The organism is Mesorhizobium sp. M0833 (genome assembly GCF_040319905.1).
Taxonomy (GTDB): Bacteria; Pseudomonadota; Alphaproteobacteria; order Rhizobiales; family Rhizobiaceae; genus Mesorhizobium.
Genome location: NZ_JAMYOQ010000006.1, coordinates 90,687 through 104,432, shown reverse-complemented (window position 1 = coordinate 104,432; position 13,746 = coordinate 90,687). Strand labels below are relative to the sequence as shown.

Here is a 13,746-nt window from a genome sequence, read left to right as displayed (position 1 = left end):
CTGCCGGCCTACTGGTCGCCGCCACCCTTGGTGAGGATGTCGTCGGCCAGCGAGATCGCGGTGCGGCGGTCGGCTTCGCCGGCGGCGGCAAACGCTTCTTCCTGCATGCCGCGGATCCATGGCTGGTCGGCAGGTGAGGCTCGTTCGAGCGCCGCGGTCATCATCGCCAGCCCCCGCACTATCTTGCCGCTTTGGAAGAGCAGGTTGCCGAGCGTCGCCTGCGCGCCCGCATGGCCCTTTTCGGCCGCCAGCTGGAACCAGCGTCCGGCCTGCTTGACGCTGGCCTTGACGCCGCCCTCACCCTTGAGGAACATCTGGCCCATCTCGAACTGGGCGTTCGGATTGCGGTAGTTGGCGGCGGCACGCATGTAATATTCCTGGGCCGCAACCTCGTTCTCCTCGACGGGGCTGCCGGGAATACCCTTCCTCAGATAGTCGCCAAGCGCCACCAGTGCGTCCGAAACATAGCTTTCCTCGGGCGAACCGGGCTCGACATCCTGGTCGACGATCTCTGAGAAGAACTTGAACGCCGCGTAGTCGTCTCGCGCCACGCCATCGCCTTCGGCATACATGCGCGCAAGCTTCCAGGTGGCGCCGATCTGGCCGTTCTCGGCGGCATATTTATAGGCTTCCGCGGCCTGCTCCTTATGGCCGTTCTTGTAGGCGGAAAAGCCGAACTGGAACACCGCCCACGGGCTCGACTGCGGCTTCACGCCGGTCTTGTCGTCGAACACCTTGTCGTCGAAGGCCATGGCCTGGCCGACGGCGCCCAAGGTCGCGCCAAACGTGGCGAGCGCAACCAGTGCCGAAAGAACAGACGACCTCAACAACTCAGATGTCCGCATAGCAGTGTGTTTCTTTGGCACCGCCGGGATGGGTGACCGCGCCGTCGCGGGCAGATCCGACCGTCTGTGCGTATTTCCAGATCGCGCCCGACTGATAGTCCGTGGTGCGCGCCTTCCATGCCTTTGCCCTCGACGCCAGTTCGGCTTTGGACAATGCAACCTCGATCGTGCCGTTCACCGCATCGATCGAGATCAAGTCGCCATCCCTAAGCAGCCCGATCGGGCCGCCCACTGCCGCTTCCGGCCCGACATGGCCGATGCAGAAACCGCGCGTTGCGCCCGAAAAACGCCCGTCGGTGATGAGCGCCACCTTGCCGCCCATGCCCTGGCCGTAGAGAGCCGCCGTCGTCGACAGCATTTCGCGCATGCCCGGGCCGCCGCGCGGACCCTCGTAGCGGATGACGAGAACCTCGCCTTCCCTATAGTTGCGATGCGTAACCGCTTCGAAACATTCCTCTTCCGAATCGAAGCAGCGCGCCGGACCCGAGAATTTCAGCTCCGTCATGCCGGCGACCTTCACGATCGCGCCTTCGGGGGCAAGGTTACCCTTCAAGCCCACGACCCCGCCGGTCTGGGTAATCGGCCTGTTGGCGGGACGGACCACATCCTGGCTGTCATTCCAGGAAACATGTTCCATATTTTCGGCCAAAGTGCGGCCAGTCACCGTCAGGCAATCGCCATGAAGGTAGCCATGGTCGAGCAGCGTCTTCATCAAGAGCGGAATGCCGCCGGCCTCGAACATGTCCTTGGCGACGTACTTGCCGCCCGGCTTGAGGTCGGCGATGTAGGGTGTCTTCTCAAATATCCTGGCCACGTCGAAAAGATCGAACTTTATCCCGGCCTCGTGCGCGATCGCCGGCAGATGCAGCGCCGCGTTGGTCGAGCCGCCGGTGGCCGAGACCACGGTCGCGGCATTCTCCAACGCTTCTATGGTAACGATGTCGCGCGGGCGGATGTTCCTTGCGATCAGCTCCATGATCTTTTCGCCGGAAGCGAAATTGAAACGGTCACGCATCTCGTAGGGTGCAGGCGCGCCGCAGGAATAGGGCAGCGCCAGGCCGATCGCCTCAGCGACGGTGGCCATGGTGTTGGCGGTGAACTGGGCGCCGCAGGAGCCGGCCGACGGACAGGCGGCTTGCTCGATCTCGAGCAGCTCGGCGTCGCCGATGGTGCCGACCGAGTGCTGGCCCACCGCCTCGAACACGTCCTGCACGGTGATCTGCCGGCCACGGTAGCTGCCGGGCAGTATCGAGCCGCCATAGATGAAGATCGACGGTACGTTGAGGCGCACCATGGCCATCATCATGCCGGGCAGCGACTTGTCGCAACCGGCCAATCCGACCAGCGCATCGTAGCAATGGCCGCGCATGGTGAGCTCGACCGAGTCGGCAATGACCTCGCGTGACACCAGCGACGACTTCATGCCCTGATGACCCATGGCGATGCCGTCGGTGACGGTGATGGTGCAGAATTCGCGTGGCGTGCCGTTGGCCGCCGCCACGCCCTTCTTGACCACTTGCGCCTGGCGCATCAGCGAGATGTTGCAGGGCGCGGCTTCGTTCCAGCAGCTGGCGACACCGACCAGCGGCTGCGCGATCTCGGCCGCCGACAGCCCCATAGCATAGAGGTAGGAGCGATGCGGCGCCCGCTCGGGACCAACGGTCACGTGGCGGCTCGGCAGCTTGGCCTTGGAGATCGCTCTGGTGTCCATACTCGTCCTTGCCGCGGGCGGTGCGGCCTGCCTCTTCGCCTAGCCTTTTGGCGCGTGTCCCGAGACAAATTCGAGGTGCGCCGCGTTTATGGCGGGAAATGGGCAATGTTCCCGGGCGGCCGGGTGGCGCGAGGGTTGTTCAGAAACTGTTGCCAAAACGTCACAATTACAGGAGCGAACATCTTTGGGGGCAATTGTTGCGCCGCCGAATGCCGGACGAGCGCCGAACGAACCGACCGGGCAGTGCCCGGCCGTTTTGTCGTTTAAAAATCCGTGGTTAGAACTTGATCTTGACGGAAGCCGAACCGGCGAGAAGCAGGTCGTTGTCGTAAGTGTAGGTGACGGCATTTGCCTCGTCGCCGACACCGCTGAAAGTCGATGACCCGCTCGTCAGCACACCAATCGAGCCGCCGAGCCTGACCTCGATCTGGTCGTTCGGCGAATAGGAGACGCCGCTGGCCACGGCCCAGGTATCCGACTGATAGCCGGAGGTCGTCGAGGTGCCGCGATCCCAGGTCAGCGAAACCACGCCCGACAATTGATCGGTGAACTTGTGACCGATACCGCCGGTGACCGTCCAGCCGTCGCGATAAAGCAGATCGAATGAAACGGGCGAGGGAGCACCGGTCACCGGACTGCGCACGCCATTGATGGCAATGACGCCAAGCTTGCTCCACTCCTGCCAGCGGACGGAACCAAAGGCCAGCCAGCCAGGAGCTATGCCGCTCTGCAGCTTGAATTCCAGAGCTTGAGGTATCTCAGCCGACGCCGAGACTGGGTACACGCCGGTAGAGCCGGGAATCAGATCCGCTGGAAAGGCGCCCCTGAAGCCGGTCGTGTCGACGGTTCCCGACAGCCCGTCATATTTGTAGCTCGAAGAGTACATCAGGCTGGCGCGCAGAGCGATCTCGGGGATCTCATAGGCTGCGCCCGCACGCCAACCCCATGCCTCGTCGGATAGTTTGAAGATGCCGAGGCCGGTATTGCCGAAGGCGAGCAGTGTCTGACGGGAAAGAAACGCGTCTACCTGCTGGTAGGAGACACCGCCGATGAATCGTATGGCGCCCTTGCCGACGTTCACCTTATAGGAGCAGGTGAGACCGAAATCGTCTGTGTCGACGGCGTATTTGACCGCTGTCGGCGAATAGGCGTTGTTCATGCCGAAATTTGCGTCCGCACCATACGGTCTCGTATAGGTGGCAAGACAGTCTACGGGCTCAAAGATGTTGGCCTTGATGCCGACATGCGGCACCGCATAGTCGCCACCAACATCCACCGCCGACGTCGACAATCCCGAGCCATCCAGGCGCTGCACGTTCTTCAGCTTGCGCTGTGGCGAAACATAGGTGACGCCCGCATCGAACGAATATGGCGCCGCGTCGAACAGCTGGTCGATGTTGACGCCGCCCCGATCAAAGCCCCCGGCTTGCACCGTCCCGGCAAAAGCCAGCGAAAAAGCCCCCGCGCCCAGCAGCACGTTCAGACGCGAACAACACATGAATCTCCTCCCCAAAATGTCCTTGCATCAAGCTAGAACCAATTCAGGTTAACGGCGCAACAACGAATTCGCCGTGCGTACATGTATACCTTGGCGGAACGCATTTCCGACAAGGTGTCGGCCTTCTTACCGAGGCGGGAAAATGGCCGCCTCAATACAAATCGACGAGAAAACTCGGGAAAACCGCCTAAATCACCAGGGAACAGGGAATTTTGCCTGCCCGCCCGGCCATTGTTACATTATGGCAACAATGGGGCAAAAACACTCAGTTTGCCTCAAGATTTACGCTGCGGAATGCCTGTTTTCGTGGCAGGCGGCCTAGTTGGAAAGCAGATTCGTGACCGGCGAATCTATTGCGGCCAGCCGGCCCAGTTTGTTTGATCAGCCCGCATCGCGCACCCGCGCCAATGCGACCGAAAGCTTCTCTTGCGCCTCGCGATATTCGGCGAGTTTTTCACGCTCGGCCTCCACTACCTCTTCCGGCGCGTTGGCGACGAATTTCTCGTTGGACAGCTTCTTGTAGAGCCGCGCTATTTCCTCGGTCACCTTGGCAAGCTCCTTGTGCAGGCGCGCTGCCTCGGCGGCAAGGTCGATCAGGCTGCCGAGCGGCAGGCAGATGGTCGCCTCGTTGACGACGATCTGAGCGGATCCCCTGGGTGGCGCCTCCGCGAGCGAGATGTCGCCGACCCGCGCCAGACGCTTGATGGCCGAGCCCTGACGCTCGAGCCTTTCGCGCGTCGTTTCGTTGGCGCCGATCACCACGAGCGGTGCGATAGCCGCCGGCGGCACGTTCATCTCCGAACGCACCGAGCGGATGCCGGAGACGAGATCGACCAGCCAGTTGATGTCGGCGGCGGCCGCCTCGTCCTCGAAGTCGGGTGACGGCCATGCCGCATGACAAAGCAGCGATGGCCGTTGCCTGCCCTCGCCGGCGGTTTCGGCCCACAGTTCCTCGGTCATGAACGGCATCATCGGATGCAGCAGCTTATAGATCTCGTCCAGCACGAAAGCGACGCATGCCCTGCTCTCGGCCTTGGCGGTCTCGTCGGTGCCCATGAACACCGGCTTCAGCAGTTCCAGGTACCAGTCGCAGAACTGGTTCCAGACGAACCGGTAGGCGGCACCCGCCGCATCGTTGAAGCGGTATGAGGTGATGCCGTCGGTTATGTCCCGCGCGGCTCGCGTCAGCTCCGTCAGGATCCAGCGGTTGACCGCCAGCTTGGCGTCCTGCAGCCAGAAATCGTCGTCGCGCGCCACTTCGTTCATCTCGGCGAAGCGCGTCGCGTTCCACAGCTTGGTGCCGAAATTGCGATAACCTGCAATGCGGGCCGGATCGAGCTTAACGTCGCGCCCTTGCGCTGCCATCACCGTCAAGGTGAAGCGCAGCGCATCGGCGCCGTATTCGTCGATGAGCTCGAGCGGATCGATGACGTTGCCTTTCGACTTCGACATCTTCTGCCCGTTCTTGTCGCGAACCAACGCATGGACATAGACGGTATGAAACGGCTCCTGATCCATGAAATGCAGGCCCATCATCATCATGCGGGCGACCCAGAAGAAGATGATGTCGAAACCGGTCACCAGCACGTCGGTCGGGTAATAAGTCTTCAGCTCCGGCGTCTGGTCTGGCCAGCCAAGCGTCGAGAACGGCCACAGCGCCGACGAGAACCATGTATCGAGCACGTCCTCGTCGCGGGTCAGGATCTCGCCAGGCTGGAAATTCTCGAGCTTGTCCTCGACCCAGGCCTTCCACGGCCCTTCCAGCGCCAGATAATATTCGACGGCGGCACCGAGGGCTTCTTCCTCGGTCTTTTCGACAAAGACATGCCCGTCCGGCCCATACCAGGCAGGGATCTGGTGGCCCCACCAGAGCTGGCGCGAAATGCACCAGGGCTGGATGTTCTCCATCCAGTCGAAATAGGTCTTTTCCCAGTTTTTGGGCACGAAATTGGTACGGCTCTCGCGCACCGAGGCGATCGCCGGCTTGGCCAGTTCCGCCGCATTGACATACCATTGGTCGGTCAGAAACGGCTCGATCGGCACGCCGCCGCGGTCGCCGTGCGGCACCGTGTGGCGATGCGGCTCGACCTTCTCGAGAAAGCCGCCCGCCTCCATCAACTCGACGATCTTCTTGCGCGCGTCGAAACGGTCCAGGCCGTCGAGGCTGTCCCATACGGCCTGGTGCTCCGGCGTCACTTCCAGTCCGGCGAGAAAGTCCTCATTGTCCTTGAGGCTCACCGCCGCATTGACGGTGAGGACGTTGACCGCCGGCAGCCGGTGGCGCTTGCCGACCTCGAAATCGTTGAAGTCATGCGCCGGCGTGATCTTGACCGCACCGCTGCCTTTTTCGGGATCGGAATACTCGTCCGCGACCACCGGGATCCTGCGGCCGACGATCGGCAGGATGAGTTTCTTGCCGACAAGATGCCGGAAACGCTCGTCGTCGGGGTGGACTGCGACAGCCGTATCGCCCAGCATCGTCTCCGGCCGGGTCGTCGCAACGGTGATGAAGGTCTTCGGATTTTCCGGATCGAAGGTCATGCCTTCAACCGGATAGCGGAAGTGCCAGAGGTTGCCGTTGACTTCCTGCTGCTCGACCTCGAGATCCGAGATGGCGGTCAACAGCTTCGGGTCCCAGTTCACAAGGCGCTTGTCCTTGTAGATCAGCCCTTCCTTGTAGAGCGTCACGAACACTTCGAGCACGGCCTTCGACAGGCCCTCGTCCATGGTGAAGCGCTCCCGGCTCCAGTCGGCCGAGGCCCCGAGCCGCTTCAACTGGTTGAGGATGGCGCCTCCGGACTCGGCCTTCCACTCCCACACCTTGTCGATGAACTCATCGCGCGTCAGGTCGCGGCGGTGGATCTGCTTTTCCATCAGCTGGCGCTCGACCACCATCTGCGTGGCGATGCCGGCATGATCCATCCCCGGCTGCCACAGCACGTTCTTGCCGCGCATGCGTTCGAAGCGCACCAGAATGTCCTGCAGCGTGTTGTTGAGCGCGTGGCCCATATGCAGCGAGCCGGTGACGTTCGGCGGCGGGATGACGATGGTGAAGGCTTCAGCCCCCTCCTCGGCCCCGGCGCCGGCCCGAAACGCGTCGGCCTCTTCCCAGATCCTGGCAATCTTCGGCTCGACGGCTTTGGCGTCGTAGGTCTTTTCGAGCATGGGAGAACGGTCCGCGCTGTCCGGAATTTGTGGTCCGGTGTAAATCGGAAGGTTGTTGCCAAGTCAACCGCAAGGGCGGCATGGCCAATAGATAGCGCCGGGATGGTTCGGTGCAACTCGCGCAACTGAATGTTGCAAGGCAATCGCTTCAGGTTTACGCCGCCCCTCATTGCCTTGCCGGGCATTTCTCCCCGTATGGTGACGGGCGAAAGACGCCTGTACCGAAGCTTTCGCCAATCACGAACGTTGCGGAAAAGGCGCCGCGGTTGCGGTCAGCTCCTTCTCCCTCTCACTATGCGGGAGAAGGTGCGGCAGGCGGATGAGAGGCGGCGCCGACTTCGACAATTCGCCGGTCGAGCCGCCTATCGGCGGCGTTTCCTCCGAACTGCTATTGTGCGCCGCGCGCGACGCGCTCGATTTCCTCGCGCACCAGCCGCTCGACCAGCGTCGGCAGGTTGTTGTCCAGCCAGTCCTGCAGCATGGGCCGCAGCATCTCCTCGGCCATCTCGTCGAAGGTCTTCTTGCTGCGGCTGGCAAACGCGTCGGAAAGCTCGCCGAAGGCGGCGGCAACCTGCCGGCCCGTATGCTCCGAAAGGATCGCCGGACGTGCGGGCGGCGGCTCGCTGGCCGCCGGACGCGCCAATCCGACTTTCGAAGATTCCGGGCCGATTTTCGAAGATTCCGGGCCGAGTTCCGAAGAATCCGGGCCGCTTTCCGAAAGCTCCGGCCCAATTTCCGAAGGCTCCGGCGCAGGTCCAGCAGTCGCCTCGTTCCCGAAAACCTCGGCTTTCGGCTCGGCGTCCGGCCTGGGTCGCTCGGCGCGCTCCGGCTTGGCCATCGCGTCGCCGACCGCAGCGATCTCGCGCCGCCAATCGGCAATGATGGTGTCGGTCGTCTCGGCAGCCTTGGCCATCGCAGGCCAATCCGGCTTTGCGGCCGGTGCGGGAGCGGCGTTCACCTCAGCCAGCGTCACCGGTGCTTTTACCGGGCCGGGGCGCAGCGGCGTTTCCAGGCGCTCAATAACCGGTCCGGCCGTTGGCTGCACCTCGGCCCGCGTGGCCGGCTTGGCGATCTCCAGTCCGCCGCGCAGTTCGGAGCGGAACGCATCCGCCTCTGCTGTGCGTCCGGCTCCGGGTGCCGGTTGCAGATCCTGGCGCAGCTCGTCCGCTTCGCCCGGCTGCTTGCGGCCGGTATCGCTGTCCTCGATGATCCTTCTGATGGAAGCCAGTATCTCTTCCATGGAAGGTTCGCGCTGTACGCTGCTCGCCGTCGCCATCGTCACATCCGCCGCCCTTGTGACTCGTTCTCAGATTTCCTGTCCGGCAAACGCCGGATTCGAATCATGGCAACAGCGTAACCGACGGAACGCCTTGCGAGAATCCCCAATCTGGCGACATCTCGGATTTCAACAGATTAGGGTCGGGAGTTGAAGCCCGCGCGTCGTTCGAGCGCGGGCTGAAGACACGGCCTGGCGATCAGCGGCCGTCCGGCGTGCGCAGGCCGATCCACTTGTCCTTGACGGCGTTGTAATGCTCTTCCGGCCTGTACTTCGTCACGTTAAGCGCAAGCCGGTCTGCCGACAAATGGCCAACCGCCGAGAGGATGGCATAGCTCGCCACCACAACGTCGCGTTCGGCGCTGACAAGATTGATCTTGGCGGTGATGAGCGTCGCCTGCGCGTTGAGCACGTCGAGCGTGGTGCGCTGGCCGACATTGCGCTCCTCGATGACGCCGTTCAGGGCAAGCTGTGCGGCTGCGACCACCTGCCGATTGGCCGTGACGCTTTGCTGCGCGGCGGTGTATTGCGACCATGCGGAGGTCACAGCCTGGCGCACTGTGTCGCGGCTGACATCGACCTCGATACGGGCCTGGCTAAGTGATTCCTTTGATTGGCGAACCAGTGCCGAAGTGCGGCCGCCGGAATAGATCGGCACGGTCAGTGTCGCGCCGATGCTGGCCGAAGTGGTCGTCCCGTCTTGACCCGCGCCGAAGTCGGGGGGTTGCGTGTGGCGATAGGCGCTCGAAACACCCGCCGACGCCGAGAGCTGCGGCAGCAGCGCGCCTTCCGCCGACTTCACCGAAAACGCCGCCGCGTCGACCAGATGCGCGGTGGCGAGAATGGCCGGATGCTCGGCCGACGCGATCGCGATCGCCGCATCGAGGCTCGACGGCAACAGTTTCGACACCGGCGCGGCCGGCCTGAGCCTGCCCGGCTCGTCGCCGACGATCTGGCGATAGGTCGCGGCACTTGCCAGCGCCGTCGCGCGGGCGGCGCTCAACTGCGCCACCGCGGAGGCACGCTGGGCGTCGGCTTGCGCGACGTCGGTGCGCGTACCTTCGCCGACCTCGAAGCGCGACCGCGCCGCACGCGCCTGTTCGGTCAGGAATTGCAGATTCTGTTCGGTCAGCACGGCGACCTGGCGGTCGCGGATAACGTCCATATAGGCACTTGCCGCGTTGAAAAGAGTGTTTTCTTCGGCGTTGCGCAGGCTTTCGAACGAAGCGCGGACCCGCGCTTCGGCGGCCGCCACATTGTTCCTGGTCTGAAAACCGTCGAACAGCGTCTGGTCAATCTCAACGCCAAAATTGCCCGTCGTCAGGCTGATGCTACGGTTCAACCCGGGGGCATTGCCGCGCGCATTGAGATGGCTGCTGGAATAATCAATACTTCCGGAACCGGTGATGGTGGGGCGCCAGCCGGACTTGGCGATGGCAACGCCCTCGTCGGTGACGCGAACGCCGGCGCGTGAAGAATTAAGCGAGGAATTGTTCTGATAGGCCTTTGAAAGGGCCCCGAGAATAGTTTCGGCCGAGGCGGCCAGTGGAGACAGCGCGGTCGCCGAAACGAGGACGGCGGTAAAAAGTAACTTGCGTACAGACGGCACGTTATATTCCCTCATTCGTTTTGCACGGGAACTGCGCCACGCTGGCTTCTCCTTCTGATCAGCCGGCGCCGCGTTTTTTATCGTTCCCCCGCTGAAAGCCCCCAGAAACGCCCGGTTATGCAGATCAGCAACGATTGTTCAAACGCAAGCGATCATGACAACGCCTTCGCTGCAAGGCAAAATCACTCAGAATTCGAAGGCGGGAATGCGTTCGAATCCTGGTAGTGGCTTAATTGCCGCATTAAATGCGCGTCTTCCCGTTACAACCCCCCCAGTCTTAAAAAAAAGCCGGGCTACGCCCGAATTGCCCTGCCCTTCCACGGCGACGAGTCGGCCGCCTTCGGCAAGCTGGTCGAACAGCGCCGCCGGCACCTCGCCGACGCTGCCACCGATCAGGATGACGTCGTAAGGCCCATTGGCGGCATGGCCTTGCGGCAGCGGTCCCTGGACCACGGTGACATTGCCGCAACCCAGCGCCGCAAGCGTCGAAGTGGCGGTCTCGGCCAGCGCCGGATTACTTTCCAGCGCGACCACGGACCTTGCCAGCCGCGACAGGATCGCCGCCGCATAGCCGGTGCCGCAGCCGACATCGAGTGCCGAATCGCTTGGGCCGATATCGGCCAGCTGCATCAGCTTGGCCAATGGCGATGGTTCCATCAGATAGCGCGGACCATCGGCCGTATCGGCGATGCGGATGTCCTCGTCGATATAGGCAAGGTCACGCTGGCCGGGGGCAACAAAGGCCTCGCGCGGCACGACAAGCATAGCCTCGAGCAGCGGTGCGCTGGTCACGTCGGTGGTGCGGATCTGGCCGTCGACCATCTTCACCCGGCGTTCGGCAAAATCAGCGCTCATGTTCCAACCATCCGCTTGCCGCGCAAAGGCCGCGGCTGTTTCGACCGGAACTGAAGCCCCCTGGCGCTGACGCGCGGGAGCTCGGGCATTGGAGGCCTCGCCCGGAATCGAACCGGGGTGCAAGGATTTGCAGTCCTCTGCGTAACCACTCCGCCACGAGGCCTCATTGCTCCCGGCGTTCCACCCGGCTCCAATAGGTTGCGGCGAAAATGCCGTCAAGCGGCCACCATGCATTCCCAACGGTTCTTCCGACATCGAGGCACTGCTTATCAATGCAATGCCATGCTAGCAATAAAATATTAGCTTATCGTTAAGGATGATCCTCGGCGACAGGAACCCGAAACCGGCGGCCACGTTGGGCAGAAAGGAGAGTTCCGCCATGGGTCGAGCAGCTACGAAAGACGGCACACCGCGCGGATTGTCGCAGTCTGCAGAGCTTGTGCGCTATGCCATCGATCGCCTCAGCATAGAAGGCGCAAACAGCCTGCCGCCGCGCGACCTGGCGCGGCTGGCATCGGCTACCGCCGTTCTCAACGAGCTCTGCGAACGCCTGGAAAGCTGTTTCGACCAGCCTCGGTGATGACCACGCCGCTCTCAAACAATTGCCCTGTTTCCCGCCTGTCAGCAGGGCAACCTCAATCCGGCCGGCGGCGTCGCTCCCACCAGACGACGAAGCGGCGCCGGTGTCGGCGCACCAACGCGAATTCGTAGGAGAGCACCAGTAATCCGATCGGCACCATCCAGAAACCCAGGATCGGCAGGAAGCCGAGAATGCCGCCGATGATCAGCACGACGCCGATCGCAATCCGGAGGCCGCGCGAGCGCGGCATGGTGAACTGGCGGCCGAAGACCGAGATTTTCCGGGCCGGTGGCTGGTCGTCGCTCATTGCCGTCATGTGAAATATCGATCCGTTTGCTTCAGTAGCACCATCACCCGGAGAAAGCCGCAACGGCCTTTTCCGTTCCGTGACAGGCGAGAGACAGCTCATATGAGGGCGCTTGCCGGCCACTGCCAGGAAGCCTCGCGCCAAAAAGCGTCGAAAAAATGCGAAATGCTTCTTTGCAAAGCCGAAACGGGTTTGCTATAGGCTGCCCCACTCACGCAAGAGCCTCTGTTCCCCGGTAGCTCAGTGGTAGAGCAACCGGCTGTTAACCGGTTGGTCGCTGGTTCGAATCCGGCCCGGGGAGCCACCGCCTCTTCTGCGCTATGGCGCGATATTGCGCGCCAGCGTGCGATTTTTCCCTGCGCTACGATCCGCTCCAGTGTGCTACAATGGCGGCAAACAGCGGAGAGGCCGATCGAAGTCAGCGGTAAGCTAGCGTAGCGCCCTACCCTCGCCTAGGCTTGCAAGGCCCTCATCCTAGATTCGGCGGCGACATTGTGAAAAGACTTGCACCCGGCGCGATTGCGCCGAAACAAGCCGTTACATAGATTCGGCTGACGAAACCGTCCAGCTCAAGAACCGGAAGAATTGACCAAGCGACCACTGTCAGGCTGTCGCTGGACGACTGCTTCGCGCCTAATATCGGACTTTCGGGTATCTATTCTCCGTTCCTAAAAGCAGACGCCGGGGGCGCGCGAGTGCGTTTGAGTTTGAACTCGTATTGTTGGGGTACTTGCAACTCCTTTGTGTGCTACTTCCCGAACCGCGCGCCAGAAGTTGGCTAGTCTCGAGGAAGTAGTTCCAGGCAGCTTGTAATCGCATCAGCTTCAACTGGTTTCTCCAGAAACGCACGGGCGCCTGCAGCCATCACCTTGTTTCGCGTCGCCTCGTTTGGGAAAGCCGTCATGAAGATCATCGGAAAAATCCGGCCTCTTGCTATCAGCTCCGCCTGAAGTTCGTCGCCCGACATTCCGGGCATCTGGATGTCAGTGATCATGCAGCCAGGATCGTCGGCAATTTTATCGTCAAGAAATTCGAGCGCCGACGCATAGCCACACACTTCATAGCCGAGAGATCTGAGCAGGCTGGCGAGCGAGCTTCGCACTCCGTCATCGTCATCGACGATCGCAATCTTGGGAATCTTGAGCATAATCAAAGGCGTTCATGCCGCTCGATTGCAGCAGGTCATCTCCACAGAGCCACCCGTCATCCATGAGGCACATTGGCCCGAAAGGAAATCATACGGAGGTTTGCACCACGCCGGTCAGCGACCTGAAATACCCAGCGCCTCTGCCTTGCGAACAAGGTCCGCGAGCGTGCGGACGCCCATCTTGCGCATGACATTGCCGCGATGGATCTTCACCGTGATTTCCGAAAGCCCGATCACGCCCGCCACCTGCTTGTTCATCAGGCCGGCGACGACATGACCCATTACCTCGCGCTCGCGCGGCGTCAACGTTTCATATTCCGCTCGCAGGCGATCGCTCTCCGTGCGCTCGACCCTCCTGACCCGATCCCGCTCGATCGCGCTTGTTACCGCGTCCAGCATGTCCTGGTCGCGAAACGGCTTTGAGAGGAAATCGACGGCGCCGGCTTTCATGGCTCGGACCGTCATCGGAATATCGCCGTGACCGGTCATGAAGACCACCGGCAGTTCGATTCCCTGTTTCGTCATCTGCGACTGGAAGTCCAGGCCGCTGACGCCCGGCAGACGGACATCGAGGATGATGCAGCCCGGCGACTGGGGAAGGCTGGCTTGAATCATCTCGGCCGGACTGCCGAACAAGTAGGTCGACATCCCGACCGAACGGAACAGGCTGTCGAGTGCGTCGCGCACGCCCGGGTCGTCATCGACGACGACAACAAAGGGAGATGGCTCTGTCGGAGACGAAGCAACTTTCAT

General features: G+C 62.1%; 11 protein-coding genes and 2 tRNA genes. 2 read left to right on the top strand and 11 right to left on the bottom strand.

Annotation, left to right across the window (positions count from 1 at the left end; genetic code table 11):
- Positions 1-8: 8 nt before the first annotated feature.
- From NKH98_RS09320 to NKH98_RS09285, 8 genes are all read right to left on the bottom strand, one after another.
- The gene (locus NKH98_RS09320) at positions 9-845 is read right to left on the bottom strand and encodes a tetratricopeptide repeat protein (protein WP_023678939.1); all 837 of its coding nucleotides are present in this window, start codon (positions 843-845) and stop codon (positions 9-11) included.
- On the bottom strand, positions 832-2,556 hold the full coding sequence (gene ilvD, locus NKH98_RS09315) for a dihydroxy-acid dehydratase (RefSeq protein WP_352897858.1): 1,725 nt from the start codon (positions 2,554-2,556) through the stop codon (positions 832-834). The genes NKH98_RS09320 and ilvD overlap by 14 nt, the downstream gene beginning before the upstream one ends.
- Positions 2,557-2,833: 277 nt before the next feature.
- A complete protein-coding gene (locus tag NKH98_RS09310) occupies positions 2,834-4,054 on the bottom strand; it encodes an OmpP1/FadL family transporter (protein WP_352897856.1) in 1,221 nt (406 codons plus the stop codon).
- A gap of 381 nt (positions 4,055-4,435) precedes the next feature.
- On the bottom strand, positions 4,436-7,219 hold the full coding sequence (locus NKH98_RS09305) for a valine--tRNA ligase (protein ID WP_352897854.1): 2,784 nt from the start codon (positions 7,217-7,219) through the stop codon (positions 4,436-4,438).
- A 388-nt stretch (positions 7,220-7,607) separates the two neighbouring features.
- Positions 7,608-8,495 carry a DUF2497 domain-containing protein gene (locus NKH98_RS09300; RefSeq protein WP_352897852.1) on the bottom strand — a complete coding sequence of 296 codons (888 nt, stop codon included), beginning with the start codon at positions 8,493-8,495 and terminating at the stop codon, positions 7,608-7,610.
- 199 nt (positions 8,496-8,694) lie between these two features.
- Positions 8,695-10,104, bottom strand: a complete 1,410-nt coding sequence (locus tag NKH98_RS09295; protein WP_502894220.1) for a TolC family outer membrane protein — start codon at positions 10,102-10,104, stop codon at positions 8,695-8,697.
- Positions 10,105-10,290: 186 nt separating this feature from the next.
- Positions 10,291-10,959: a protein-L-isoaspartate O-methyltransferase family protein gene (locus NKH98_RS09290; protein WP_352897849.1), complete on the bottom strand. Its 669-nt coding sequence runs from the start codon at positions 10,957-10,959 to the stop codon at positions 10,291-10,293.
- An 89-nt stretch (positions 10,960-11,048) separates the two neighbouring features.
- A tRNA-Cys gene (locus tag NKH98_RS09285) sits at positions 11,049-11,122 on the bottom strand.
- 216 nt (positions 11,123-11,338) lie between these two features.
- Here NKH98_RS09285 and NKH98_RS09280 point away from each other — a divergent pair.
- Positions 11,339-11,539, top strand: coding sequence for a hypothetical protein (locus tag NKH98_RS09280; RefSeq protein ID WP_352897848.1), 201 nt, complete (start codon positions 11,339-11,341; stop codon positions 11,537-11,539).
- A 55-nt stretch (positions 11,540-11,594) separates the two neighbouring features.
- On the opposite strand, the gene NKH98_RS09275 is transcribed toward NKH98_RS09280, so the two are convergent.
- Entirely contained in the window at positions 11,595-11,855 is a 261-nt protein-coding gene (locus NKH98_RS09275) for a hypothetical protein (protein WP_254818304.1), read from the bottom strand.
- A 220-nt stretch (positions 11,856-12,075) separates the two neighbouring features.
- On the opposite strand from NKH98_RS09275, the gene NKH98_RS09270 reads away from it, so the two are divergent.
- Positions 12,076-12,150 (top strand) — tRNA-Asn (locus NKH98_RS09270).
- 474 nt (positions 12,151-12,624) lie between these two features.
- On the opposite strand, the gene NKH98_RS09265 is transcribed toward NKH98_RS09270, so the two are convergent.
- Entirely contained in the window at positions 12,625-12,993 is a 369-nt protein-coding gene (locus NKH98_RS09265; RefSeq protein ID WP_254818283.1) for a response regulator transcription factor, read from the bottom strand.
- 114 nt (positions 12,994-13,107) lie between these two features.
- Positions 13,108-13,746 carry a response regulator transcription factor gene (locus NKH98_RS09260; protein ID WP_352897846.1) on the bottom strand — a complete coding sequence of 213 codons (639 nt, stop codon included), beginning with the start codon at positions 13,744-13,746 and terminating at the stop codon, positions 13,108-13,110.